Origin of the sequence: Paenibacillus sp. USHLN196, assembly GCF_037144955.1 — a bacterium.
In the GTDB taxonomy this organism is placed as follows: domain Bacteria; phylum Bacillota; class Bacilli; order Paenibacillales; family Paenibacillaceae; genus Paenibacillus; species Paenibacillus xylanexedens_C.
Genome location: NZ_JBBCYH010000015.1, coordinates 1 through 24,819 on the forward strand (window position 1 = coordinate 1; position 24,819 = coordinate 24,819).

The window sequence follows — 24,819 nt, forward strand, 5'->3', positions numbered from 1 at the left end:
ATATCGACGAGCAGTTTAATTAAGAAAATAATCCCCTCAATATAACCGAGGGGATATTGAATACTAATGATTTTGTTTTTTTAGTCTGTCTACTTGACAGGGAGCACTTCACGGCGGAAGGTGGCCTTCTTCAAAACATTCTTTCACATAGTTCCGATCATGCTCTTGTCCATCCCATTGATGCAAGTAACGACTGGTCTCATATATGGACTCAAGTTCAGGAATATCGGATTCTTCCACATTTGAGATAATAAGTCGGTCTTACTTCCATTCTACTGGAAGTTGTTTCATCGTAATCACTCCATCTTGATATTCTAAATAAATTAAACTATTGAATATATACACTTACCACTCCGATGACAGAACAACCTTCCGATCGCTGTTATCCCCAGATTTTTTTGATTCATTTTATAATGGGAAAATCCGGGGATAAAGGCGAACACTTCGCTTCTTCAGGTTTTTTCTGTCCTCTCCGTTTCGTGTAAATATTCAGTTCAATTTATTTAGTTAATTTCTTTTTTATATACAAGATCACATGAATCCCTGCATAAATAAACAGAACATTGAACAAGTATAGAAGTACGTTTAAATGGATGCCAGATATAAACCAGATTGTTCCATCAGAGTTGGCATAATGATAATCCGTAAAGAATCGGATCGGGAAACCATACGCTGTTCGGAGCGGTCCATCTTCAGTATGTAAAGTTCCAGGAACACATATGATGGCTAACACCGCAAGCCAGGCTGATAGATTCATTATTCTTTTGTTTATCGTCAATACATCTCCCCCTTATTCAACACTAACGGTATCTTTACCAAAATACGTCCCTTTCAACTTTTGATCCATAAAGTCTCTTAAGTCCTTCTGATCAAGTATATATTTCGAATCTCTATTAAATCTGCTTTTTCTGGATACAATAATCTGTTTCCGATTGTATTGGATTGGATTGTAACTTCAGCATTATGCTTTAATTTCAAAGCAATGCCTGCACTAATGCTTCCTGTGACATCATCTACTGGTATTTTGGTTGATTCCGGGGCTGCATTCAGCCAGCCGACTATACGGCTAATGTCTTCTTTACTTAACGTAACATTGTCAATACTAACGTGTCCTCCACCGTCGCCTGTCCTAGTGTACACGACTATGCTCATCTCTGTGCTTATCACTTGATTTCTCGAAATCGGCTTATTTGGATCAGGGTTACTCGTGATTAGAAAATACAGAAACATGATTGCCGCACCTATGAAAAACCAGAATCGCCTACGTTTTCCTAGCATTACAGGGCATTCTCCGTATCCACCACGTTGGCAAACAGTCTCAGCACCGTATTGTGATGTTCAATAATCTGCTCCGCTTGAAGCGCGTTTGAATGCCAAGTGCTGTGTGCATCTCGAACCAGATTGACCGTATATCCCAGACTGAACGCTCTGCGGCAAGTCGTATCTACACATACTTCGGTCTGCATACCCGTGAGGATCAGCTCCGTCACGCCGTTTTCTTGCAATATCAGATGTAGATCAGTTTTATGAAACGAATCCGGTGTCTCCTTCTCAATCACAAGGTCACCAGTAATCGGTGTGATGGACGGATGAATGGCCCACCCCGGAGTTCCTCGTTCCAGAGGACTACCTGCCCCTTCGCTGTGCTGGATATATATGATGGAATGGCCTGCTTCACGGGCCTTGGCCATTAACATCTGGATCTTTTGAAGCAATCGTTCCCCTTGATATACGGGATCTGCTTCATCAAACATTGCTACCTGTACATCAATGATTAGAAGTGCACAATGCGTTGTCATCTTGCTTTTCTCCTGACAAATCAATTTAATTCAACTCTTTCTTCTTTGCATTTTTAACAAAACTTCCATTCCCATATCAATCAATACAAATAGAATAGCAGCAAGAACGCCAAATAAGGTCAGAACTAACGTCTCTTTGAAATCCAAGATTGCTTCTCCTGCGCCCATGACCAGATAATAGATGTACATGCCTAAAACTCCAGCACATGCATAACTCAATATCCTAGTACTTAGATACAATACATGATTGTCGAATTGTATTCGGCTGAGCAGATAGTCCAGCAGTATCGATAAAGGTAGCCCGATCAATACGATCAGGGGAGTCGCGTATACCAGATAAATAACAATATAAAAATCAAAACTGTAGGATTCATTCATCGATATGATACTTGCAGCCAAAGTAAAACAAATGATGGTTAGAAGGGTCGTCATCAGCTTTCTTCCCATGTTCATCTCATCACTCCAATAAAGGTATCTCTATTCATTGGATGTTCTTATGCGTCAGATTTTACCGGTTGCCATCCGATTTCTTGAGACCAACTATGTGCTCTCTGTAATATGCTCCACACCGTCGGTCCTTTTCCTTCAACATACTTGGAACGCTGATCCTTATACAATGACATGAGTCTGTGCTTTTCTTCTGCATATCTCATACAGTCTTCTGGATGTCCCCTCAAATAGTCTCTGAACAGCAAGGTCATCTGCTCGGAGAAACTGCCTGCCTGTCTAACGTGTATATGTATCCTTCTGTTTCCGGGTTCTTCCCGAAAGTAACGTTTAGTCTTATCTGGATTTTCTGCTCTGAATACAAAACCGACTGTTTCGATTTCATGCTTGTAGTCCAATAAATTTTCAGGATGGGAAACAGATATTTGTATATCTATGATGGGTTTAGCGTCTATTCCCACAATTGAAGTGGACCCGACATGATCAATCCGCACGGCCTTTTCTCCCAACGCTTCTCTTAATTTCGAACCCGTTTCCAGAAACAAAATAGGCCATGCCGGATCATACTTTGCGATTCTCCATTGATCCTCCATGCAACTCCTCCTTGGTTATTCAATCAAGCTATATAATTAATAACAAGTTCTTTTAACCTTTTGTTACATATAGATTATTTAGTGGATGCCATAAAGATAACAGGAGCTTCTTCCAAATCTAAATACCTCTCTTCTATTGGCGTGTTTAATATATCTATATTTTGACACAAATCAAAAAAAAGAGAAGGACCATTAGGTCCTCCCCTTCACTTCTTAATGATATTCACATTTGAAATTTGTAAACTCAGCGGAAGCATCTTGCCCACTCGCGTACAAACCAATAAGTACGCCTGTAAAACCTCCTGCCACCTCCGAGGAAAGGTATCTCGTCTGTGCCGTGCCCAGCAGAATCTCTTCACCATCTGCTTGAAGCAGGAAGCTGTAGCGTTCCTGATTTGAACGGATGACTAGCGTTGCATGCTGTTTATTTCCCAGATCCACTTCATGTTCAATCGATTTGATATCACCGATATTCAGACGCTCGATCACCTTATAACCGTCCTGCTCCTGACGAATAGCCACTTCATAATGATGATTCTCATCCATGTAGATCGTGATCCCGGCTTCTCCACTCGTCAGACTGACATCAACTGAAATTGTTGCATTAAAGTCTTTTTGACGTAACCCGATGAACGTTGGGGATGCTGGAACGTCCAGCGTTACATCGGTCCCTGTTAGCGTAAGCTTGTCTGATTCGAGCTGATAGTGCTCTGTATTTGGATGACGAAGATAACACCAGTCGAGGTTCCAGTCGGCATTTTCAAACGTATAATTCTTCTTATCCTGCTGGATCACCGTGTCCGGTATACGATTGGTCTCAAAACTCGTCAAAGTCGTGCCTTCATGCCCAGCTGTAAACCATCCGTCTTCACCAAACGTAATTGGAGTAAGAAATACTTCTCGACCCAGATGATGGTACGTAGCCCATCTGCCAATCTGTCGGAATCCCAAGTGAAAGAGCCACCAGTTCCCCAGATCATCCTCAACCAGGTCACCATGACCCACACCCTGTAACTCATATCCACCCAGATTGCGGTTGGTCAGAACTGGATTGTGTGCATAGGCTTCGAACGGACCTGAAGATGAAGTTCCCCGGGCATACGTTACCATGTGACCGTACTCGGTGCCGCCTTCGGCTGCAAGCAGGTAATAATAACCGTTCATTTTATAAAGATGCGGGCTTTCGAGATATCGTCCACCTGTTCCGTTCCATATCGAACGACTCGGGGTCAGTTTGCGGCCAGTTTCAATTTCAAGCTCACACTGTACGATTCCGCCAACGCCTTCATCATCCACCCCGTTACTCATAAACAAGGTCTTTCCATCTTCAAAATACAAATCGGGATCAATCCCGCCTTGATCCACGTAGATAGGCTCAGACCATTCTCCGTAGATATTGTCCGTCCATACATAGAAATTCTGATGTGTCGTATCATTCGTTGTCACCATATAAAAACGTCCGTCATTGTGCCTGATAGTGGGGGCAAATACACCCCCGGAACTATTCACGGTTTCCAAATCAATCTGACTTTTACGAGTGAGGCAATGACCAATCTGCTTCCAATTCAGCAGATCCTTGCTTTCAAAGAGCGGTACGCCGGGAAAGTATTGAAAAGAACTGCACACCATATAGTACGTATCATTGACTTTGATCACACTAGGGTCTGGATAAAAACCTTTTACAACAGGGTTATTGTATTTCATTACTCCACTCCATCTCTTATTATAAAATTCACATATATAAGAATTCAACTTCGTAACAACTACAAAGATTAAACACCATCGGGCATAAACTTGCAATGAATATGGATTGCATCTTGGAGTAAATTTTATTAAATTAGTATATAGGTGATTTTAGAAGATTCAGGGTAGGGAGTTGTACAGATGATCAAAGCAAATGGAGAACCTCAGTTCCTTCCTTTGTATGAGGCGCTGGCAAGCGAAGTCAGATGGAGAATCATGGATATGATTGCAGATCGCGAAATGAATGTGAAGGATATTGCGGCAGTATTAGAGCTTAGCCCCTCCATTGTCACGATGCATATTCGCAAACTGGAGGATGCGGGTCTAATTGGGAGTAAGCGAGTTCGGATCAACGGAGGGACGCACAAATTATGTTACCTCAAGCAAAATCAGATTGAGATCGAGCTGCCATCCGCAAGCCAAACTTCACGAACCAGAGAACAGACGATAGCCGTTGGACACTACACTGCTTTTGATATTCACCCTACCTGTGGGCTAGGAACACTTGAGAAAGAAATCGGCGTCTGGGACGATCCGCGTTACTTTCTTGATCCCGAGCGTGTACACGCCGCTATCTTGTGGTTTGGAAAGGGCTACGTTGAATATAAAACACCTAACTTTGTACTACCGGATCAGACAACCGATGCTATTGAAATTTCGATGGAACTGGCGTCTGAAGCTCCGGGATTGAGAGATCATTGGCCTTCCGATATTCGTTTCACTTTCAATGGCGTTTCTCTCGGAACGTGGACAAGCCCTGCCGACTTTGGCAGAGCAGCGCGCGGCAAATATACACCAGAATGGTGGCATCGCAATGTGAATCAGTATGGATTATTGAAGACCATCCGTATTGATGCGTCCGGTACCTATATGGATGGTGAGCGGATGTCGGACATCACACTCGCGGATATTAAGCTTAGCGAGCCGTTCTGGACGCTACGTTTCACAGTTGACGGGGAAAGCCCCAACGTTGGGGGATTAACGATCTATGGTGCCGGTTTCGGTAACCATGATCAGGATATTATCATTCGTGTACTGAGTTAATTTTCTCATCTAATCGATTAACTCGATTTTCTCAAAAACATTATATTTCTCCAGATCTGAAGTAACTGCAAAGGGTAGATGGTGATATAATTCAGATCTGGTTGCCCACATGTACTCACTATGTTCTTCTGAAAGGTTCACTTGATGATCTTTGGTTCTGCACAAATACATTAGAAGAATGACCTGTCGATGCGAATCAGTAAAGAACGTATTTGCAAACAGTAATTCATCTATCTGAATCTTAATTCCGGCCTCTTCTCTAACTTCACGAACCAAGGCCTCTTCCAACTTTTCCCCAAAGTGAACCTTTCCCCCTACGGTTTCCCAACTTCCTGCGCCCACATCATCCACTAATGAGCGCTTTACAATCAACACTCTGCCTTCATTCTCAATCAGTCCTTTAACGACATTTACCATTTTATTTTCCAAGCGCTTAGTCTCAGCCCCCATTTTTGTGTTAGCAATCATTTTGTGTCTGGAACCACTTTCTTAGCTGATTAATATGAGCTTGATGATAACGGTTATGGTCAGCCATATGCCATAATCCCCAACGTATGGTAGCTTGTTTCTCGTTCTGATGTCCAAAAGTAACTAATCGATCTAGATCAGAATCTGCTAAATGTGTGCATGTTTCTTTTAGATGTGTTAATACAACCTCATATTGAGAAATAAGTGTGTCACGTGACAAGCTTTCAACCAGCGGTAGTCTATTATTTTCATCGATCATGGGACCATATTGCTCTATCAATGAGTGAGGAAGGACAGCTCCCTTTATTCTATAAACCCAGTTCAAATCAACGAACGTAATATGTCGTATTAATTGAGCCGTACTATTAAAGTGGTTCTTTTCCCCTTTGTAATCCACCTCTTCTAGCGACATCCCCTCTGTAATCGATTTAAGTCGTTGGCCGTTCTCTGTTACTGCGGAAAATAACATTCCCACAACTGGTGACATGTTGGCTTCACCTTGTAGATCGTGAATCATAGTCATCCTCCTCTTCATCTTTGCTCTTTCAACAGGTCCTTAATTTCTCTTAACTCTGATAATATTTCTTTTGTGTGTTGGCTATTTTTTGAGTTATCTATTCCAACTTTCACAACATAAATACCGAGAAACAGATACACCACCAACATAATGATCATCCCCACATACATCTCTCCTTTACGAAGTAGCAACACGTTGCTACGAACGTTTACTATCCCCTTACTCTCTCTCCAACTGATTTCCATGGAATGCCTTCAAAATAAAAGTCCGATCCGGAACGTTCAACCGTTCATACGATTTCAGATACTCCCTGTTGTCATATGGAACGCCAATGAATTTCACGTCCACTTTACCCTCTTGGAGATCCACGATCCCATATCTGGCAATGGCAAGATCGTTACAGCCTAAAGCTCCCGGATTCAGATAGATTCGTTGATCTGTCTTATAATAATGAAGAATGTGATGATGACCAAAACAAACCAAATCATAGTTCGTATCCTGATACCTTGCATCCAATTTGGTTCCGGATGATTCTTTATCGATGACATCCAGCTTGTCGTTGTTCATATGATAATGAGTCAAAAGGAACTGACGTCCTTCGACCTCTTTTTCAACGAATTTTGGTAGAGCTTGTATTCTCTTAATCGATTCTGCACTCAAATGCTGACCAATCCATTCGTGATGCTCGGCCATGCCTTTGTGCCCTTCTAATGGACCCTTATTATGAAGCAAACTTAATACGGCCTCTTCGTGATTCCCTGAAATCGCTATCATATTTTCACGGCTATATAACATCTCGATCACTTCATTGGAGTACGGGCCAATACCGATCATATCCCCCAAACAAAATGTATGCTCAACATCCACTCTGGAATCGATATCAGCCAATACCGCTTGAAGCGCAGGAACATTCCCATGAATATCGGTTAAGATGGCAATCTTCATTGTGATTCCTCCTCTGGAATATACATTGTCTGAATCTCCTGTACGCCCGGAATAAATCCCATATTCAGATATACGGACTCGGCATCATTTCCTTGCATCACATACAATCGTAGAACGGGATACTTACCCTTAAGCGCATTCAATGCTCTCTGTAACATCTGTGTAGCAAGCCCTCTTCCTCTATATGCCGGGCGAACACCTATGCTATATACAGCAGCCTGATTATCTTGCAGACATAGACGACAGTTGGCAATAAGCTGCCCCGTTTCCTTATCGTATATAAGTGTAGATGCCTGAGTAAGAATCTCATTCGTATAATTGGGATCTTCGTCAGGTATAAAATCCGCAAGTGAGGTCTTATTTCTTCGTGTAGCTTCAAGACTTCCTTCAAAACTATCCAGATCACATTGAGCAATTTCAGCCTCATTCACATACTTTCGGGTACCCGCTCCATCTTCGATAATTTCCAGACTCTTTACAGTTACCCTGCTGTCCCACTCGATCTCAAAATGATCTGTAGGCCGCTGCATCCAGCGACATCTGAACTCCACCGGCCAGAATCCTGCTCTTGCGTATAGATCCACTTGGTCTGGAAGAATCTCAAAAGTCAGAATACGTTTGGTACGATCCGACCATTGTATTAGTTCATGCTTCAGAAGCTTCAATACCTCAAAGAGCTGCTGGAATGGCGGGATAAAAAACAAATGATACATCCGGTTAGGCTCCATCCTCACGCCACCTATTTTGCTTTCTCCCTTGTAAATCCAGTACGCACTGATCTTGGATGAACTAAACTCTTCTTCCCTGAAAAATCCGACATAACGCATATCATAATAAACAGAGCAATATAATCCCCATTCGGAAAAATCAGCTTTGCGAATCGAATATTCATCCGAAAGATCATATTGAAGAATATCTGTGGACCATTCTGTTAAACCCATACGTCATTCCTCCTCAATTTTAATTAAATGTACAGCAATTATAGAACCTTTCTATACTCCACCCCGTGAACATGCATTAGCACTTTCTGTGTCTCCGTGTCTGCCCTGTTTCAGTATTCCGGAACATACAGTGCTCGCCGTGAACATCAAAATACCAATTTCCCGTTAATTCTTCTTCTCCGTGGATTACATCCGCATTGGTCAGCAGATGGTACGCACCTGCGAGAATTTCCGTCCGATCAGGCTGATCGGTTTCCAGTATCATTTTGTCAATCAATTGCCGCGCAATTCTTTGGTACATATCCATCACAGCCAATAATTCTTCCGTGATTTCCTGGGTTATCGCCTTCATACCTTCATATCCTTATCCGGGTATCCAATTTCTGCAATTTCACCTTCGATATCACTTAATTTCAGTTCATCATTTAATTGCTGTAGTAAGACCTCATCGATCGGCTTCATATCAAATACCTGTTCAACCAGTTTGATATCCAACGCTATCTCGTAGTAATCCTGTGCCCAAGCATGATAATATTTCGCGCCGCCTACCAAAATCTCTAACAGTTCGTATTCATGATCCCCACGCTCTGTGCCCGCAGACCACCCTTCCTGATCCGCCACACTCCAGATACAGAACGTCGTCTGATCCATTACAAATGCCGGCTCTACCACAAAAGTATTAAATGCTTCTGGAACGCTTTTTACCACCTCGCTCCTATCAACCTTATGCTGAAGTGTATACTCTTTATCAAAGCCTTTAATAATCAGCCCATTCGGACTGAATATTGCAAAATAATGATCTCCTTGCCCATCTCTCATGGATGCCATTTGCTCATTCGTGTCCCACTGGGAATTATACGAGTAATACCTGTACTCCCATTCCGGCATCAAAATGGCATCCAACATAGCTGCTGCCTTTAGAATCTGTTTGCATTCACTAATGTGAGGAAGTTTATCGATAAAATTGAGATTACCCATCGTGTGATATGCCTCCTTGATGTCATTTTTATAATTAAATAGGCAATGGCTGTTCCTTTACCCTTTTAAATGGAATAATTAGTTGCCCGACCTTGCGGTTAGCAAGGATATAATAACGTATCCAAAAAGTTGAACCGTAAATACAATGACGACAAACTCAACCATTATGCTGTTCGCTGCATTAAAATCATTCAACAGATCCACGAAGATCTTCCCAGGTCGGGATAATACATCCCACGAATTCCACCGATTAAATCTACCAATGTAGACCCCTATACTGCTCAATAGCAAAATAACACCGACAACCATCATACTAATGTACTTATTTATTAATTTGTTTAACATTTCGTGGATCTGAATGATCGAACAAGTCGAGAGCAGCAAGCCAAGGTTGGCAACGACAAACGTCAGAGTGAGTCCATACCAAAAATCAATATTGACCCAGAATCTGGTTTCCCCTTGAGCATCAAAATATCTGAATGAATGCAGAATCTCCGTAAAAAGATAGGCCGCATTGGGCAGAAAAAAGAGCCATACTCCACACATCAGCCCGATACATATAACGCTCGTTGTTGTTACTTTCTTATTGAATATGTATCTAATGCCGGATGAGATGATGAATGGTACCCATGCCAGGAACATATCCCAGCTTAAAAAGCGATACATATTCGTATCTGTTTGGCCCCGTAAATACATCACAACACCTAAACAACATAAAGTAGCCACGAGCAAGGTAACGATGAGTCGGAGATCTTGAACCGGATGTTTGTTATCTTTCATTTCTTTGCTTCTACTTCCTTTTCCCTGATGAATGTTATAAATACTTTTTAAAGGCCTTGCTCGATTCTCCGTTATACCCCAGTTTCGTATAAAAGTGATGTGCTTCGTTTCTGGATGATCCACTGGTTAGAAACACCTTTATACAATTTTTCTGCACACACACATGCTCTATATGTTTCATCAATTCTGATCCGTATCCCTTGCTCTGCACATGTTCTGTAATGATAACCCGCTCAACTACGCCAAAGGGTCTATTCTCCACCAGAGCATCCAGACAAATATGTAAATGAGCCGTGCCGATCACCTGATCGCCCATTTCATACACAAACAAGAAACTGTCTGGATTATTACGAACTTCTTCAATCCGCTCTGCCAGTACCTTCGTGTTTAAGTTGTTCGGCAGTAATTCTTTATACAGCCTTTCAATAACTGCTGCATCTCTAGCTTCCGCTTCTCTTATCATCAAACTCCCCCTCCTTGAGGTTTATCCACTAGATTTTCTTCATCAATATAATCTCCAAAGGTTGTGTATCCAGCAACAGAGCCCCTGCATCAACATACCCCAGCTTTCGATAGAAATGTTGGGCATGTTCGTCTGATTGCGTTGAAGTAATCACTGTATCAAAGCCTTGTTGCTTCATTAAATTTTCCCAGTGATGCACGACTTTTTTGCCATATCCGCCGTTTCGATAGGGTTCATCAATCCAGATCATATTCATGAAGGGAAGATTGTCCCAAAAGTAACCGTACCTCATCCATCCAACTCTTGATCCCTCGTCCTCGTCCCATAGGATGAATATTTCTTTCTCACTAATCTTCGTTTTCACAAGTGGCTGATGGATATGCCGATCTCTTTCAATGATGTAGTCGTAGTCAGCTTCCGTTGCATACTCAATCTTCATTTGTAATACTCCCTTCATTAACTACGCCCATCATAACCCAAAATGTGGTATATGCGAACAGTTCTTTCCTCTTTTTCTCCATGCCAAAAAACCACGGTTTCCCGTGGCTGCACCCGCTCTATTTTCCTCAATCCGCTGTCGATCCGCTGACCAATTGCCCCTTGTACCATACGGCCTGCCGCGCAGATCGTCTCGCAACGGCTTCCGCTGAACATCTCGCATGCACCAATACAAAGTTCGCGGTATCTCCTACCTTCGGCCATACCTGCTGCCCTTGTGAATCCAGCGGTGTGATACCACCTGTTACCCATGCCAAAGATTGAGACAAGGACAATTCGTCACTATATCCGTACAGTTCTGCGAAGCGTCCTGCTTTCTCTAACATATCCCCATTGCCGAAAGGAGACCAATGATCTGTCAGGCTGTCTGTTGCTAGCTTCACGTTCACGCCCATGCGGTGGAGCATGGGAAGAGGCATCATCGTTCTGCCCATGGGCACCGTGGAAGCAATGCTCATCCCGAGCGAAGCCATTCGCTGCGCCATATCTTCTGCTTCCTGCTGCTCTGCGCGGGCGAACCAGAACGCATGACTCACGGTAACTTTGCCCTGAAGCCCTGCTGCTTCGGTCAGATTCGCGAGTTCCAGCAGCGTTTGTTTGCCAGCCTGCCCTCCATCATGCAGATGTATGTCTATACCCGCCTGGTGCTGAACAGCCAGTTCAACCATGGCGTTCAGTGATTTCTCAATCTGTTCATCCACCGTATGAGGATCAAGTCCGCCCACATGCGTTGCACCTTCCTGCATAGCTTGGCCCATAAGCTCAACTGAATTCGAGCGAAGCAGTCCATGCTGCGGAAAAGCCACGATCTCCGAAGAGGTTTTACCCGAAAATGAATCCAGAGCCTGCCTTGTCGCTTCCAGTCTTTTCAAGCCACTGACGGGTTCAATATTGCAATGACTACGTACATGAGTGGAGCCGTACCCCTGGATCAAGGTCAGAATACTCTCCGCTTGACGCTGGGCATCTGGTAGCAACTTGGGCAACAGAACCTTTTCTTCTTCAATACGTTCGAAAATGCTAGAGATTCGCTTAACGGCTGTCCACGGCCCATCGTAGTAGGTTTTATCCAGATGAATATGTGCCTCATCGAACGAAGGCAGCAGCAAAAGTCCCTTGCCATTTACTTGTGGTAGATCGCTAGACAGCGGTTCGTTTCCTTCCACAATCGCCGCGATCACTCCATCTTTAATCCGTAGATGAGCAGGGCTTGTCCGTGTCCCCGTCACCTGGTCCCCTTCTCGAACATAACTCCGTTCCAAAGTCACATTGGTTAACCAGTAGGCCTGCTTCATGTGTCATCCCTCTTTTCTCACCCGGCATTACGTCTCCCGGATACCAATTGATCTATGATCCATATGGTACCATACGGTTTCACCGTGCAAAAATATGTAAAACGTTGGTGTTCCATACGCGGATCGTTTACATTACTCTTCTTTAATAAATGCAAAAAACAGGCACAATGAAGTGCCTGCATTAAAAACGAAATCGCGCATGCCCTCCATCGGTCACGCCTTCAATCTGTTCGATATCCAGTAGTCTGCGCTTCATCTCCAGGCCTCCACGGAATCCGGTCAGCTTGCGATTGGCTCCGATAATACGGTGGCATGGTAACAGAACCGGAATCGGATTGGCTCCATTTGCAGCACCAACTGCTCGCACAGCCGAAGGTCTTCCAATCGCAGCGGCGATGTCACCATAGGTCCGAATTTCACCGTAAGGCACACGCCCTAACTCTCTCCATACCTCCTGCTGGAAGTTTGTTCCGATCAAGTCCAGTGGGATTGCATCTGTATAAGCCATGGGTTCTCTTGCAAAATAGGAGTGCAGCCAGTCCATAATGCCTGTTCGTTTCAGAGCATCCTCGTTCTCTTCCAGTTCCACACCAGGTGCAACTTTTTGTATCCAACTGCTCCAGTCCTCCATCGTTTCATTGGGCATGACCACTCGGCACAATCCTTGTTCCGTAGCGAGCAGCACCCATGGACGACCGTCCAACTGCATCGTGGTGTACATCAACTTTTTTCTCATCCGTTTATCGCCCTCTCCCCGGTGGAATGCTTAATGCTAGGATGTAGCCCGCTTCTTCACCTTTCGTTTCATACTGCGGATGATCTGCTTGTTCTCCAGATCCACGCGATAAGATTCCGTGATTTTCTGAAGTGCCTTATTATACGTAAAATCGTCCAGGGTATTATGCTTCAGATAACGCATGGTCACTTCAGGTTGTTTCACATAAGCCATCGAGATGGCCCAGGCGACTGCCATTTTCACATAATACGCCTCGTGCCGGATCTGATCCAATGCAGTTAGAACCTGATCGATATATCGCTCATCCAGATAAAAATTCAACAGCATCACCACGCCAAACCGGATTTCATATTCCTGATCGGATCTCAGATAGGGCTGCAAAAATGCCCACATTGACTCCGAATGCACCTTCGTATATTTCAGTCCTGCACAGAAGCTGTCGCACACCGACCAATTGTCGATCTTCGGTACAAATGCTTCAATGGCCTTCAGCAGCTCGTCCAGATCGGCCTGTACATGTCCAATCACCATCGCTTGCAGCATCACTTCTTCAAAGTATTCATCGTCTGCCGTCTCCAGATACGTGCGCCAGTCCCCGGCAGCAATCTGTTTGGCAATCTTCCGTAAAGCTGGCAATCTCACACCTAGTACATTGGTGATATTGGGAATGAGCGCAGCTGAGAATTTCTGATATTCCGGCTCAGCCAGGCTGAGCAATTGTGATCTGATATCTGCTTCCACTCGCACATGTCCTCCTCGTTTGTTGCTGTACAACAAGTATATCCTTGCAGCGACTGTTTGTAAGCCCATATCGAATGTTTGAGCAAGATTACAATATCAATTTTTGGTACTCTCTTTGCCCCTTCGTTGTTTAACCGCCAACCCATTCCGTTTAAAAATATGAAGCTAACCGTTTAGAAAGGAGTGTCAATATGAACGGACCTCATACCAAGAAAGATTTCTCCGTGGAGGAGATCACCGAACAACTCGTACAACATGTGCAATCGCGGAACCTGCCCGATTTCTATAAATTGGTGAAAGAACTGCATCCCTACGACCTATCACTTGTATATAAAAAATTCCCTGAAGAAGAGACCAATCGGTTTCTGCTCCTGTTCAAACCCGATGCCCTTGCAGATCTCGCCGAAACCCTGAAGCTGCACGAACAGATTCAGCTGTTTGAACGACTCGGGCCAGAACGAACACTTGAAGTCATGCAGCAGATGGACAAAAGTGATCTGATCCGCTTCATGCACGATTTGCCTGCCAAACGCAGAGAAGAATTGCTGTCCAATATGAACCTGGATCACTCCGCCATTATCCGATCCGTGCTTAGTTATCCACCGGAGACAGCAGGGCGCATCATGACAGATCGGTACCGGACCCTGCTCTCCCACGAGACAGCGAAGGAAGCCTTACGGCAATCGCAAGGCACCATGCATATCTCCCCCTCCAGTTACCTCTATGTGACCGATGATGAAGGCAAACTGGTCGGTGTCGTGAGTTATCGATCTCTTGCCTTGGCTGACGACAAGACCCAGGTTGAAGAACTGATGACCCGACGGGTAATCCATGCAACAGTGGATATGGACCAGGAAGAAGCGGCACAGCTTCTGCAGCGTTATGAGTTCATTGCGCTTCCGGTAGTGGATGAGAATCACAGGCTATGCGGTATCATTCAGATGGATGATGTCATTGATATTATTATGGATGAAGCCAGTGAAGATTTGGCCAAGATGGGTGGTGGCGGTAAAGATATCGACTTTGATACCAAACCACTCGTTGCCGTCAGATGCAGGCTTCCCTGGCTCATATTGCTTCTATTGATTGGATTAATCTCGGGAAGTATCGTGGATTTTTTCGAAGATACATTGAATCAGGTTGTAGCACTGGCATTCTTCATGCCGATGATTGCGGGTATGACGGGTAACACAGGAACGCAGTCTCTGGCTGTTGTGGTACGTGGATTAATCGGACGCAAGCTCGACAAAGCCACTGTACTCGCACTGATTGGTCGGGAGATCAAAGTAGGTACGATGATTGGCTTGGTATGCGGATTACTGATCACCGTCATTGCTTATTTCTGGAAAGGGGACTGGCTGCTGGGCGCCATTATTGGGGTGTCTCTGTTCCTCACTCTCGTCATTGGTACACTGACCGGTACATGCATCCCGCTTCTACTTAGTCGTTTCAAAGTCGACCCTGCTGTCGCCTCTGGCCCATTAATCACCACATTGAATGATATCTTGTCTCTGTTTATCTATTTTGGAATCGCCACACGTTTCCTCGATGCCTTGATGTAAATAAGTTGGGCATACAGCAAAACAGACCTGATCCTGAGATCAAGGTCTGTTTTTTCATTTTATCAAGTGCTACGCAGATCTTTTATTTTTATTATAGATATCAAACGCTACAGCGAGCAGTAGTACCAATCCTTTAATCCCCTGCTGCCAGTCAATACCGAGACCAATCAGGGACATCCCGTTATTCAGCACACCCATAACCAAACCACCGATAATGGCACCAAATACCGTACCTATGCCCCCTGAAGCGGAAGCACCACCGATGAAGCAGGCCGCAATGGCATCCAGCTCGAAGTTGGTACCCGCCCTTGGCGTAGCCGCATTCAGACGTGCGGCGAAGATCAACCCGGATACCGCGGCAAGTGTACCCATGTTTACGAAAACCCAGAAGGTTACCTTTTTTGTTTTGACCCCGGACAGACCTGCGGCCTTCTCATTACCTCCAAGCGCATACACATGCCGTCCCATGACAGTTCGATTCATTACGAAGGAGTACACAACGATCAGGACAAACAGCAGGACCAGGATATTCGGAATACCTGCATAACTTGCGAGTACAAACGTAAACAGATTTGTCACAACAGCCACCACAATCAACTTGAGCAAGAACAGTGCCTGTGACACAACCTCGAATCCATATTTTCGCTGGGAACGGCGTTCCCGCAGTTCATTGACGATGTACCAGACGGTGAGCACAAGACCCACAATGATGGATACCAGACCGAAGCCTGAGAATTGAATGTCCGCCAGGAAGCCAGAGCTTATCTTCTGGAAACCACCCGGGAAAGGAGAGATCGATTGCCCCTCCAGCACGATCATCGTTAAGCCGCGGAACAGCAGCATACCTGCCAGCGTCACGATAAATGCCGGAATTCGCACATACGCAATCCAGAAGCCTTGCCATGCACCGATCAAAGCGCCAACCAGCAAGGAAGCGATAACCGCAAGCCAAGCCGGAAGCTGCCAATCAACCATCATAATCGCGGCAACGGCACCGACAAAGGCTGCAATGGAACCAACAGACAGGTCAATATGCCCGGTAATGATGACCAGCACCATTCCGATCGCCAGCACCAAAATGTAGCTGTTCTGCAAGATCAGATTCGTAATATTAATCGGCTTGAGCAACAGCCCGCCTGTCAGTACCTCGAACAAGAGCATAATCACTACCAAGGCAATAATCATGCCGTATTGACGGATATTATTTTTGAACAGTTTTGTTATCATTTCCATGCTTGCCGCCTCCAGACTTGGTCATATATCTCATCAACGTTTCCTGCGATGCTTGCTCCCGGCTGACTTCACCGGTGATTCGGCCGGCATTCATCACATAGATCCGGTCACACAGGCCAAGAACCTCCGGAAGCTCGGATGAGATTACCAGTACGCCCTTGCCCTCAGCAGCAAGCCGATGAATGATCGTATAGATTTCGAATTTCGCTCCCACATCAATACCGCGGGTGGGTTCATCCAGGATAAGAATATCCGGTCCGGCAAAAATCCATTTGCTGAGCACCACTTTTTGCTGGTTACCCCCACTCAGATTGCCGGTCTTCTGCAAAATACTTGGTGCTTTGATATTCATGCTTTTCTTCATCTCTTCCGCTACCAGCACTTCTTCGCGCTCGTTCACTACTGCATTTCGCGTCAGCTTGCTCAGACCCGTTAAGGAAATATTGCGCTTGATGTCATCCATCAGAATGAGTCCGTATTCCTTGCGGTCTTCCGTCACATAAGCAAACCCATTCTGAATAGCCTCTGTGACGGTATTGTTGTGGATCGGTTTACCATCCTTGATGAGCTGTCCCGAGATATTCCGGCCATAGGATTTGCCAAAGATACTCATGGCAAGCTCGGTACGCCCAGCGCCCATCAGCCCGGCAATGCCTACGATCTCACCACGTCTGATATTCATGTGGATCTGATCCAGTACTTTTCGCTCGGCATGATGTTCGTGATATACCGTCCAGTCCTTTACCTCAAGGATGACTTCCCCGATGGTGGCATGACGCTCCGGATAACGGCTGGTGAGATCACGTCCTACCATTCCGCTAATAATTCGGTCCTCCGTCACTTTTTCCTTTTTCATATCCAACGTCTCAATCGTCTTGCCGTCCCGTAAAATGGTCACGGAATCGGATACCTTGGATACCTCATTCAGCTTGTGCGAGATCAGGATACAGGCGATGCCCTGTTTCTTGAATTCCAGCATCAATTGCAGCAGATTTTCACTGTCGTCCTCGTTCAGCGCAGCGGTGGGTTCATCCAGAATAAGCAGCCGCACCTTTTTGGAGAGCGCTTTCGCAATTTCGACCAATTGCTGCTTGCCTACCCCGATGCTGGATACCAGCGTGTTCGGATTTTCGCTCAGTCCCACCTTCATGAGTAGCTCCCGTGTACCCACAAAAGTTTCCTTCCAGTCGACGATTCCTCTGCTGGCACGTTCATTACCCAGGTATATATTTTCCGCGATTGAAAGATAGGGAATTAGCGCCAGCTCTTGATGGATAATGACGATTCCCAGATCCTCGCTTTGCTTGATATCCTTGAACTCACACTTTTTGCCCTGAAACAAAATGTCGCCTTCATATGTGCCATGTGGATATACACCGCTCAGCACCTTCATCAACGTAGATTTACCTGCTCCATTTTCACCACATATGGAATGAATTTCGCCTTCCCGGACTTTCAGATTGACATTTTCCAGCGCTTTGACCCCAGGAAAGGTTTTGGTGATGTTCTTCATTTCCAGAATGATTCCGCCCATGAGATGTGCTCCTTTCATTCATTATTTCAGTCCAATTTCTTCCTTCGTGTAATACTGGGTACCAACGATATCCTGCTCCACATTTGTACGGTCCACGGAGATCGGATCCAAGAGATACGCCGGAACAACCTCAATTCCGTTGTTATATGATGTTGTATCATTAACTTCCGCCTGTTTCCCTTGCAAAATACTATTGGCCATGTCTACCGTCTTCTCCGCTAGCTTCCGCGTATCCTTGAACACCGTCTGAGTCTGTTCCCCGGCAACAATCGACTTAATCGAGGCAAGTTCGGCATCCTGTCCTGTAATGACAGGCAGCGGCTTGTTCGAAGTACCGTAACCGATCCCTTTCAAGGATGAGATGATACCAATACTGATTCCATCATAAGGAGATAACACCGCATCCAGATTATCACCCGAGTAGTAGGCACTAAGCAGGTTATCCATCCGTGACTGGGCCAGTGCTCCATCCCAGCGCAAGGTGGCAATCTGGGCCATCGTCATCTGCTTGCTGCGTACGACCAGCTTGCCGGAATCGATGTACGGCTTCAGGACAGACATCGCACCATCGAAGAAGAAATAGGCGTTATTATCATCCGGAGAGCCCCCAAACAACTCAATGTTATATGGTCCCTTTCCTTCCTTGAGCCCGAGCTTTTGTTCAATGTAGGAAGCTTGAAGCACACCCACCTTAAAGTTGTCGAACGTGGCGTAATAGGTCAAGTAAGGCGTATTGCGAATGAGCCGATCATACGAGATCACTTGTATCCCTTCATCATGCGCCTTCTCGATTACATCCGTTAGTGTGTTGCCATCCACGGATGCAATGACCATCACATCCACGCCTTTAGTAATCATGTTCTCAATCTGGGAAATCTGATTTTCGACCACATCCTCAGCATATTGAAGATCGGTTTTGTACCCCTGCTCCTGAAACAGACGGACCATGTTCTCCCCGTCGCCTACCCATCGCTCTGATGATTTGGTTGGCATCGAGATACCGACATATCCCTTCTCCTTGCTGCCTGGACCACTCTCTGCCAGATTGCAGGCCGAGAGCATCAAAGTCATCACCAGAAATAAGATGAGCATTGCTCCTTTTTTCATATGAAGTTCCCCTTTCCTCACGTCATACGGTTCTGAATGAGTTTTAAGATAACGCTTACAATGCATGTAGTGCATCCTGTTGTTTGCCTTTCCTATCTGAGACCAATGGTAGCATTCGAGATGCCGCAAGGTCTTTGCACGTTTTGAACCTTTTTTATAAAAATTTAACTTTTGATGGAAACGTTAATTATGAGGGTAATCCATAATGGATCATTTCAGGACAAAAAAAGGACATGCTCCGCTTCGCTTCACACGAAGTAGAACACATCCATCTCATTCATCACACGTCTTAATAATCAAGTGTAATACTATATTCGATTCGCTGAAGGATGATGAGCCGTCCCCCCGTTCTTTCGATACTGCGCAGGCGAAATGCCCATTTTTTTTTTGAACGCGGTGCTGAAATAATGCTGGGTGTCATAACCTACACGCTCGGATATGGTGTGAATTGGCAGTGTTGTTGAGTCCAGCAACTGTATAGCCTTTCGAATACGAGCATGTGTGACCAGCGTGACGAAGGAATCGTTCAGCTCCTTCTTCAGTACACGGCTAAGGTATACGGCAGATACTTGTAGACGGGAAGCGAGCGATTCCAAGGTGAGTTCCCGCTCGGTATACTCTTCGTGAATAAGTTGTCTTGCCCGCCGAACCAGAGGGGACAACTGCACTTCCCCGTATACCCGTTCACGACAATGACGGTACGTATCCGGCGTTTCCTCCAGTGTTCCCGCATGTGTCTCCACATGAGCATGAATGGCAATATTCAGGCAAGAACTGATCTGCTGTTCCAGAAGGGACGCTATTTCTTCGGGGGCTTCCTGCCACAGACACATGCCAATCAATCCGCTTCCGTCCCGAAACAGGACATGCGGCAGGTCTCCCAGCAGTTCACTGATTATATTTTCCACTGCAAACAGAAATAATTGACGATCATTCTCTCTCATAATCGTCTGACGCGCTTCAGCGGCAGGCCAGCGCACGACTCCAATTTGCACAGGTGGAACGGCGGGCAAGCGCAAAAACACAAGTTGCTCCGTCAGATTTCTCCCCTCAGCCTGCCCTTCCAGCCACTCCAGCATAAATCGCTGGCGAAGCAGCGGGATATTGCGCTCAATCTGATGGGCAGCCTGTTGTACATATGACATCCTCTGATGCTCTTCAGTAAGCCGCTGATGCAATCGTTCAAGCGCAGCATATAATTGATCTGCTTGTACAGGCTTTAAGATGTAATCTTCTACGCCAAGACGAACCGCCTCCTGCGCATATGCAAATTCATCATGTCCCGAAATGATCAGGTAACGACAGCCCGGGCACTTCTGCTGCAGAGCACGAATTAGTTCAATTCCGTTCAGGAATGGCATATTCATATCGACGAGAACAATATCCACACCCAAGTCAGCAGCCCGTTCCAGTGCTTCTTCACCATCTTCTGCTTCACCCGCAACCTCCATCCCAAGTGCCTCCCAGTCGATTGCATCCCGAATTCCCTCACGAATGATCGGCTCATCATCGGCGATGAGTACGCGGTACTTCTTTGCCATGTGGCTATCAGGAGAAATTTCAATTACTTTGGTTGATGCGGATATATCATCTGTTTCAGTGAACGTCATCGCTGTCGGTTTTATGAATTTTTCCATTCACTCTCCTCCTGTCTCTCTTCGTTATTGACTTGCTGCGTTGGCGGAAGCTCTCGCATCAACGGATGAATGACGGTTACACTAGTTCCTTCACCTTCGTCGCTCTCCAGCACAATACCGTACTCATCGCCAAAGGACAGTCGGATACGGGCCTGCACGTTCAACATTCCATAACTTTTGCCTGTTATACCAGGCGAAGACGCTTCCAGACTTGCCAAAGGAGCTTCGAGCAGATGCTGCATCTCGGCAAGCCGTTCTTTGGACATCCCCGCTCCATCATCCTGAACGATCAGCAGCAGTCTGTTATGTTCTAATCTGGCCTCCACGCGAATGTGTCCCGGCCCACGCCTGCCCTTGATTCCATGATAGATTGCATTCTCTACCAGAGGCTGAAGCAGCAGCTTTAACACGAAAAGATCCCGCAGCTCCTCTGGAATATTCAATGTATACTGAAGACGATCACGGTATCGTGTCTGCTGAATTTGCAGATAGCTGGTCATATGCTCAATCTCGGAGTGCAGCGGAATGTAATCCTGTCCTTTACTAAGCCCTATGCGAAATAATCGAGATAACGCACTAACCATGCCGGATACATCTTCTGCACCCTCTTTGCGTGCCATCCAATGAATCGTATCCAGGGTGTTGTACAAAAAGTGAGGTTTGATATGCTCCTGCAAACTTCGCATTTCAGCGTCGCGCTTCTGCCGCTCCCGTAATTCATTTAGTGATATCAACTGTCGAATCTGTGCAAGCATTCGGTTATAACTGTTGCCAAGCATGCCAATCTCATCAGCGCGATCACTCCATCGGCCTGCTCTGAGATTACCAGTCTCCGCCCTGCGCATATAGGACATGAGCCGGAAAATGGGCTGAGCAATGGAACGCGAGAACCATAAAGAAGCACTCAGGCCGAACAAACACACCACAAATACAAAGCTAACCACGTAAAACTGGATTTGGCGTACTTCGGATATCGATTCTCTTGTGGGAAATACCCCTACCGTTCTCCACCCCGTAAACGTAGAAGACTGGTACATGAATAATAACGCTCCACTCTCTGTTTCGGCGGTAAACGTTCCACGCTCACCGGAGGGGAACCAGTCTGTGGGAATGTGTTCTATTAGCGGATGTTCCGGCTTGTATACACTTTGGCCCTCTGCATCTGTCACCATGACATAACCAGATTTCCCCAAGGTTACATTACGAGCAGCCTGAGAGACAGACCTTAGTTTAAGATCAATCATAATAACGCCACGCACACGTCCTGACGCTTCATCCGTTATGGAACGCGCAACCGATACAATCTCATCATCCTTGTAACGTACATGTGTCGTGAGATTACGCTCTTTCGGCTGACCCAATACCATGAAAATGCCCGGGTTGGCCGAAGCTGTTTGGTACCAACTTTCCTGGATAAGACTCTGTTCATCTCGGGGATACATCTCGTTGCTAATATAATCACCATTTCCATTGACGAGAACAATTCCGGCGATTTCAGGATACAACGTTGTGAATCCCTGCAAGGTTTGTTTGATGCCATATAACCGGTTTTGCTCCGTTTCGGCATTTGCGTCCATGGTCATCGGCTGGATGCCTGCACCATCATTCGGCGGCATTTTGTCGTCCATAAAAGCATCAACTTCCGGGTCAAATGCAATCAGGTACGTCATGTTTTGCAAATTCTCCATCTTGCTGTTCAGAGCTTCATTCACTTTGCCAATCAGTTGCATGGTATGCCCTTCAACCTGCCGCTCAACTACCCGCTCCACCGTCCAGTTCACAAGCAACCCGAGTCCTACGGAAGGCACAATGGCGAATAGCAGAAAAAGCAGCATCAGTTGGTAGCGAAGGGGCATATTACGCAAGCGTAAACGCCGAATCCTGTTCTTGAAAGTTGAGAGAAAATCTCTCATGCTCCAGCGCCTCGACCTATTGGAATACTTCTTGCTATTTGGCATAGTAATCATCCACATCCGAGCGCGTCACCACAGAGATACCCGTGTCCACCATCACGGGAAGTGGTGCATTTTCACCGGAGGAGGATGGGGCTGGAATCGTTAACTGGTGATGCAGATGGAACAAATATTGGAGTGACCAATACCCCATGTTCCAGGTTCCCTGTGCAATCGTAGCTGAGATCGTTCCGTTCTTGATCATATCCAATGTAGCCTTATTCGTATCAAACGAAATAATCTGCAATGGATGTCTGTCCCCGGCAGTTTGAACGGCTTCCCCCGCTCCTGCTCCTCCGGTGGCTTCAGTCACAAAAATACCCGCCAGCTCGGGATGTTCCTTCATCATTCTCTGTGTTTCGTCTCTGGATACCATCGCATCACCGTGTCCGTCTGCAACTTCAACAATCTGCATGGAAGGGTATCTCTCCTTGATCGTATCGCGGAAGCCCTTCGTCCGCTCTTCATGATTTTGTTGTCCGGGCAAGGTTAATACCGCGACCTCTCCCTCACGACCCAGCAGTTCAGCCATTTTATCGGCAGCCATTACACCCGACTTGTAATTATCTGTCCCAAGAAAAGAATAGGCCTGGCTATCAGGTGCATCCGCGTCAAATAATACAACAGGGATATCTGCGTCGATTGCCTTGTTAATCGCTGGAACTAACGATTGAGGATCGATTGCAGATATGGCAATGCCCGCGGGTTTGCGAGCGATGGCCTGCTCAATCACCATGGTCTGCTCCTTCGCATCATACCGGGTAGCCCCGCGATATTCTACGGTCACGCCAAGCGCATCTGCGGCATCCTCGAAGCCTTTGAGCGGGCTCTTCCAATACTCCAGCCCGGACTGGAATGTAATCATGATATACGTCTCTCCGATATCACCGCGTAGCCCCCGGTCCTCCCATGAACTGTTTACCTGACTGTTGTATTCGAATCTCAACACATACAGCGCAAATGCTGAGATTAGCAAAATGTAAACAAGCAGCATTTTTTTCATTCCGTTCACTTCCTCAAGTCGTCTGATCACCTTGTACTTTGTTTAAATTGTAAACGCAATCATTCAAAAAGAAAACTCCCCCTCTTCTTTTAAAAAGGAAGCTCCTGTTGCTAACGATGTACCTGCTGCAATAATGTACTATATTGTTTCTCCCTCTGGACGTATGATCATGGAACTAAACTACAACCTGAGGAGAGCATCATCATTATGAATCTTGCATCTTTTTTAATCTACTGCATCGTCGTTACATTCACCCCCGGCCCCAGCAATATCGTAATTCTTTCTTCCGTACAACACGTTGGAGCACGTCAAACGATGCAATATGTATGGGGAGCTACGCTGGCATTTGGTCTGCTGCTCACCGCTTCAGCTTTTCTTAATCAGCTTCTTGCCGGAGTGTTGCCCGGAATCCTGAAGGTGATGCAGATTGTCGGCGGCCTGTACATGGTGTATCTGGCGTACCAGATCTACAAGATGGGTACCACCGAGGATGCACCGAAACAAGTTACCGGATTCTGGAACGGTTTCATCATGCAATTTGTGAATCCAAAGGTGGTCTTGTTTACTTTCACTGTCATTCCAAGTTATGTATTGCCCTTTTATCAAAGTTCATTTTCTTCGTTCCTGTTCGTGCTGTTAATTACCTTCATTGGATTCCTGGCCTATTCCAGTTGGGTTGTTTTTGGCACGGTTTTCAAAACATTGCTGAATCGGCACCAAAAATTACTGAGTATTCTCATGGCACTTTTTTTGTTATACTCAGCCATTATAGTATCCGGATTAATCTAAAGCTTGGGAGGTGT

The 24,819-nt window shown here is 45.6% G+C and carries 27 protein-coding genes; 3 read left to right on the forward strand and 24 right to left on the reverse strand.

Going from position 1 to position 24,819, the window contains the following annotated elements:
* Positions 1 to 855: 855 nt before the first annotated feature.
* The 5 genes from WFI24_RS27565 to WFI24_RS27585 all read right to left on the reverse strand — a co-directional run bounded on the left by WFI24_RS27565 (position 856) and on the right by WFI24_RS27585 (position 4,543).
* Complete coding sequence (locus tag WFI24_RS27565) at positions 856 to 1,278, reverse strand: hypothetical protein (protein ID WP_336765141.1); 423 nt, start codon at positions 1,276 to 1,278, stop codon at positions 856 to 858.
* Positions 1,278 to 1,799: a cysteine hydrolase family protein gene (locus tag WFI24_RS27570; RefSeq protein ID WP_336765142.1), complete on the reverse strand. Its 522-nt coding sequence runs from the start codon at positions 1,797 to 1,799 to the stop codon at positions 1,278 to 1,280. Before WFI24_RS27570 ends, WFI24_RS27565 begins: the two co-directional genes overlap by 1 nt.
* Before the next feature lie 30 nt (positions 1,800 to 1,829).
* A complete protein-coding gene (locus tag WFI24_RS27575) occupies positions 1,830 to 2,252 on the reverse strand; it encodes a hypothetical protein (RefSeq protein ID WP_336765143.1) in 423 nt (140 codons plus the stop codon).
* 41 nt (positions 2,253 to 2,293) lie between these two features.
* Positions 2,294 to 2,839: a GrpB family protein gene (locus WFI24_RS27580; protein WP_336765144.1), complete on the reverse strand. Its 546-nt coding sequence runs from the start codon at positions 2,837 to 2,839 to the stop codon at positions 2,294 to 2,296.
* A gap of 213 nt (positions 2,840 to 3,052) precedes the next feature.
* Entirely contained in the window at positions 3,053 to 4,543 is a 1,491-nt protein-coding gene (locus tag WFI24_RS27585; RefSeq protein WP_336765145.1) for a glycoside hydrolase family 43 protein, read from the reverse strand.
* A gap of 180 nt (positions 4,544 to 4,723) precedes the next feature.
* Here WFI24_RS27585 and WFI24_RS27590 point away from each other — a divergent pair, with 180 nt between their 5' ends.
* The gene (locus WFI24_RS27590) at positions 4,724 to 5,626 is read left to right on the forward strand and encodes an ArsR/SmtB family transcription factor (RefSeq protein WP_336765146.1); all 903 of its coding nucleotides are present in this window, start codon (positions 4,724 to 4,726) and stop codon (positions 5,624 to 5,626) included.
* Positions 5,627 to 5,635: 9 nt separating this feature from the next.
* Here WFI24_RS27590 and WFI24_RS27595 read toward each other — a convergent pair whose 3' ends face one another.
* From WFI24_RS27595 to WFI24_RS27655, 13 genes are all read right to left on the reverse strand, one after another.
* Entirely contained in the window at positions 5,636 to 6,094 is a 459-nt protein-coding gene (locus WFI24_RS27595) for an NUDIX hydrolase (RefSeq protein WP_336765147.1), read from the reverse strand.
* Positions 6,084 to 6,611, reverse strand: coding sequence for a DinB family protein (locus tag WFI24_RS27600; protein ID WP_336765148.1), 528 nt, complete (start codon positions 6,609 to 6,611; stop codon positions 6,084 to 6,086). The genes WFI24_RS27595 and WFI24_RS27600 overlap by 11 nt, the downstream gene beginning before the upstream one ends.
* A 14-nt stretch (positions 6,612 to 6,625) precedes the next feature.
* On the reverse strand, positions 6,626 to 6,775 hold the full coding sequence (locus WFI24_RS27605) for a hypothetical protein (protein ID WP_310337469.1): 150 nt from the start codon (positions 6,773 to 6,775) through the stop codon (positions 6,626 to 6,628).
* A 55-nt stretch (positions 6,776 to 6,830) separates the two neighbouring features.
* Positions 6,831 to 7,556, reverse strand: a complete 726-nt coding sequence (locus tag WFI24_RS27610) for a metallophosphoesterase family protein (RefSeq protein ID WP_336765149.1) — start codon at positions 7,554 to 7,556, stop codon at positions 6,831 to 6,833.
* Positions 7,553 to 8,497, reverse strand: coding sequence for a GNAT family N-acetyltransferase (locus WFI24_RS27615; RefSeq protein ID WP_336765150.1), 945 nt, complete (start codon positions 8,495 to 8,497; stop codon positions 7,553 to 7,555). The genes WFI24_RS27610 and WFI24_RS27615 overlap by 4 nt, the downstream gene beginning before the upstream one ends.
* Positions 8,498 to 8,573: 76 nt before the next feature.
* Complete coding sequence (locus WFI24_RS27620) at positions 8,574 to 8,849, reverse strand: hypothetical protein (RefSeq protein ID WP_336765151.1); 276 nt, start codon at positions 8,847 to 8,849, stop codon at positions 8,574 to 8,576.
* The gene (locus tag WFI24_RS27625) at positions 8,846 to 9,475 is read right to left on the reverse strand and encodes a hypothetical protein (RefSeq protein WP_336765152.1); all 630 of its coding nucleotides are present in this window, start codon (positions 9,473 to 9,475) and stop codon (positions 8,846 to 8,848) included. Before WFI24_RS27625 ends, WFI24_RS27620 begins: the two co-directional genes overlap by 4 nt.
* A 78-nt stretch (positions 9,476 to 9,553) precedes the next feature.
* Positions 9,554 to 10,255 carry a DUF1361 domain-containing protein gene (locus WFI24_RS27630; RefSeq protein WP_336765153.1) on the reverse strand — a complete coding sequence of 234 codons (702 nt, stop codon included), beginning with the start codon at positions 10,253 to 10,255 and terminating at the stop codon, positions 9,554 to 9,556.
* 34 nt (positions 10,256 to 10,289) lie between these two features.
* The gene (locus WFI24_RS27635) at positions 10,290 to 10,718 is read right to left on the reverse strand and encodes a GNAT family N-acetyltransferase (protein WP_336765154.1); all 429 of its coding nucleotides are present in this window, start codon (positions 10,716 to 10,718) and stop codon (positions 10,290 to 10,292) included.
* Between the two features lie 28 nt (positions 10,719 to 10,746).
* On the reverse strand, positions 10,747 to 11,157 hold the full coding sequence (locus tag WFI24_RS27640; RefSeq protein ID WP_336765155.1) for a GNAT family N-acetyltransferase: 411 nt from the start codon (positions 11,155 to 11,157) through the stop codon (positions 10,747 to 10,749).
* A gap of 127 nt (positions 11,158 to 11,284) precedes the next feature.
* Positions 11,285 to 12,511: an amidohydrolase gene (locus WFI24_RS27645; protein ID WP_336765156.1), complete on the reverse strand. Its 1,227-nt coding sequence runs from the start codon at positions 12,509 to 12,511 to the stop codon at positions 11,285 to 11,287.
* Between the two features lie 181 nt (positions 12,512 to 12,692).
* A complete protein-coding gene (locus WFI24_RS27650) occupies positions 12,693 to 13,247 on the reverse strand; it encodes a methylated-DNA--[protein]-cysteine S-methyltransferase (protein ID WP_336765157.1) in 555 nt (184 codons plus the stop codon).
* A 36-nt stretch (positions 13,248 to 13,283) separates the two neighbouring features.
* Positions 13,284 to 13,988, reverse strand: coding sequence for a DNA alkylation repair protein (locus WFI24_RS27655; protein ID WP_336765158.1), 705 nt, complete (start codon positions 13,986 to 13,988; stop codon positions 13,284 to 13,286).
* Between the two features lie 191 nt (positions 13,989 to 14,179).
* Here WFI24_RS27655 and mgtE point away from each other — a divergent pair, with 191 nt between their 5' ends.
* On the forward strand, positions 14,180 to 15,550 hold the full coding sequence (gene mgtE, locus WFI24_RS27660; RefSeq protein ID WP_336765159.1) for a magnesium transporter: 1,371 nt from the start codon (positions 14,180 to 14,182) through the stop codon (positions 15,548 to 15,550).
* A 69-nt stretch (positions 15,551 to 15,619) separates the two neighbouring features.
* Here mgtE and mmsB read toward each other — a convergent pair whose 3' ends face one another.
* From mmsB to WFI24_RS27690, 6 genes are all read right to left on the reverse strand, one after another.
* A complete protein-coding gene (gene mmsB / locus WFI24_RS27665; protein ID WP_336765160.1) occupies positions 15,620 to 16,783 on the reverse strand; it encodes a multiple monosaccharide ABC transporter permease in 1,164 nt (387 codons plus the stop codon).
* Entirely contained in the window at positions 16,752 to 18,317 is a 1,566-nt protein-coding gene (gene mmsA / locus WFI24_RS27670) for a multiple monosaccharide ABC transporter ATP-binding protein (RefSeq protein WP_336765161.1), read from the reverse strand. The genes mmsB and mmsA overlap by 32 nt, the downstream gene beginning before the upstream one ends.
* A gap of 21 nt (positions 18,318 to 18,338) precedes the next feature.
* Entirely contained in the window at positions 18,339 to 19,424 is a 1,086-nt protein-coding gene (gene chvE / locus WFI24_RS27675) for a multiple monosaccharide ABC transporter substrate-binding protein (protein WP_336765162.1), read from the reverse strand.
* Positions 19,425 to 19,732: 308 nt separating this feature from the next.
* A complete protein-coding gene (locus WFI24_RS27680) occupies positions 19,733 to 20,965 on the reverse strand; it encodes a response regulator transcription factor (RefSeq protein WP_442956274.1) in 1,233 nt (410 codons plus the stop codon).
* 80 nt (positions 20,966 to 21,045) lie between these two features.
* A complete protein-coding gene (locus tag WFI24_RS27685; RefSeq protein ID WP_336765163.1) occupies positions 21,046 to 22,974 on the reverse strand; it encodes a cache domain-containing sensor histidine kinase in 1,929 nt (642 codons plus the stop codon).
* A gap of 34 nt (positions 22,975 to 23,008) precedes the next feature.
* Positions 23,009 to 24,016 carry a substrate-binding domain-containing protein gene (locus WFI24_RS27690; protein WP_336765164.1) on the reverse strand — a complete coding sequence of 336 codons (1,008 nt, stop codon included), beginning with the start codon at positions 24,014 to 24,016 and terminating at the stop codon, positions 23,009 to 23,011.
* Between the two features lie 207 nt (positions 24,017 to 24,223).
* Here WFI24_RS27690 and WFI24_RS27695 point away from each other — a divergent pair, with 207 nt between their 5' ends.
* Positions 24,224 to 24,805: a LysE family translocator gene (locus WFI24_RS27695; RefSeq protein WP_336765165.1), complete on the forward strand. Its 582-nt coding sequence runs from the start codon at positions 24,224 to 24,226 to the stop codon at positions 24,803 to 24,805.
* Positions 24,806 to 24,819 lie beyond the last annotated feature (14 nt).

Coding starts and splice junctions, on each gene's coding strand:
- WFI24_RS27565 (WP_336765141.1), bottom strand. CDS start 1,278: ATGCTAGGAAAACGTAGGCGATTCTGGTTTTTCATAGGTGCGGCAATC.
- WFI24_RS27570 (WP_336765142.1), bottom strand. CDS start 1,799: ATGACAACGCATTGTGCACTTCTAATCATTGATGTACAGGTAGCAATG.
- WFI24_RS27575 (WP_336765143.1), bottom strand. CDS start 2,252: ATGAACATGGGAAGAAAGCTGATGACGACCCTTCTAACCATCATTTGT.
- WFI24_RS27580 (WP_336765144.1), bottom strand. CDS start 2,839: ATGGAGGATCAATGGAGAATCGCAAAGTATGATCCGGCATGGCCTATT.
- WFI24_RS27585 (WP_336765145.1), bottom strand. CDS start 4,543: ATGAAATACAATAACCCTGTTGTAAAAGGTTTTTATCCAGACCCTAGT.
- WFI24_RS27590 (WP_336765146.1), top strand. CDS start 4,724: ATGATCAAAGCAAATGGAGAACCTCAGTTCCTTCCTTTGTATGAGGCG.
- WFI24_RS27595 (WP_336765147.1), bottom strand. CDS start 6,094: ATGATTGCTAACACAAAAATGGGGGCTGAGACTAAGCGCTTGGAAAAT.
- WFI24_RS27600 (WP_336765148.1), bottom strand. CDS start 6,611: ATGATTCACGATCTACAAGGTGAAGCCAACATGTCACCAGTTGTGGGA.
- WFI24_RS27610 (WP_336765149.1), bottom strand. CDS start 7,556: ATGAAGATTGCCATCTTAACCGATATTCATGGGAATGTTCCTGCGCTT.
- WFI24_RS27615 (WP_336765150.1), bottom strand. CDS start 8,497: ATGGGTTTAACAGAATGGTCCACAGATATTCTTCAATATGATCTTTCG.
- WFI24_RS27620 (WP_336765151.1), bottom strand. CDS start 8,849: ATGAAGGCGATAACCCAGGAAATCACGGAAGAATTATTGGCTGTGATG.
- WFI24_RS27625 (WP_336765152.1), bottom strand. CDS start 9,475: ATGGGTAATCTCAATTTTATCGATAAACTTCCTCACATTAGTGAATGC.
- WFI24_RS27630 (WP_336765153.1), bottom strand. CDS start 10,255: ATGAAAGATAACAAACATCCGGTTCAAGATCTCCGACTCATCGTTACC.
- WFI24_RS27635 (WP_336765154.1), bottom strand. CDS start 10,718: ATGATAAGAGAAGCGGAAGCTAGAGATGCAGCAGTTATTGAAAGGCTG.
- WFI24_RS27640 (WP_336765155.1), bottom strand. CDS start 11,157: ATGAAGATTGAGTATGCAACGGAAGCTGACTACGACTACATCATTGAA.
- WFI24_RS27645 (WP_336765156.1), bottom strand. CDS start 12,511: ATGAAGCAGGCCTACTGGTTAACCAATGTGACTTTGGAACGGAGTTAT.
- WFI24_RS27650 (WP_336765157.1), bottom strand. CDS start 13,247: ATGAGAAAAAAGTTGATGTACACCACGATGCAGTTGGACGGTCGTCCA.
- mgtE (WP_336765159.1), top strand. CDS start 14,180: ATGAACGGACCTCATACCAAGAAAGATTTCTCCGTGGAGGAGATCACC.
- mmsB (WP_336765160.1), bottom strand. CDS start 16,783: ATGGAAATGATAACAAAACTGTTCAAAAATAATATCCGTCAATACGGC.
- mmsA (WP_336765161.1), bottom strand. CDS start 18,317: ATGGGCGGAATCATTCTGGAAATGAAGAACATCACCAAAACCTTTCCT.
- chvE (WP_336765162.1), bottom strand. CDS start 19,424: ATGAAAAAAGGAGCAATGCTCATCTTATTTCTGGTGATGACTTTGATG.
- WFI24_RS27680 (WP_442956274.1), bottom strand. CDS start 20,965: ATGGCAAAGAAGTACCGCGTACTCATCGCCGATGATGAGCCGATCATT.
- WFI24_RS27685 (WP_336765163.1), bottom strand. CDS start 22,974: ATGAGAGATTTTCTCTCAACTTTCAAGAACAGGATTCGGCGTTTACGC.
- WFI24_RS27690 (WP_336765164.1), bottom strand. CDS start 24,016: ATGAAAAAAATGCTGCTTGTTTACATTTTGCTAATCTCAGCATTTGCG.
- WFI24_RS27695 (WP_336765165.1), top strand. CDS start 24,224: ATGAATCTTGCATCTTTTTTAATCTACTGCATCGTCGTTACATTCACC.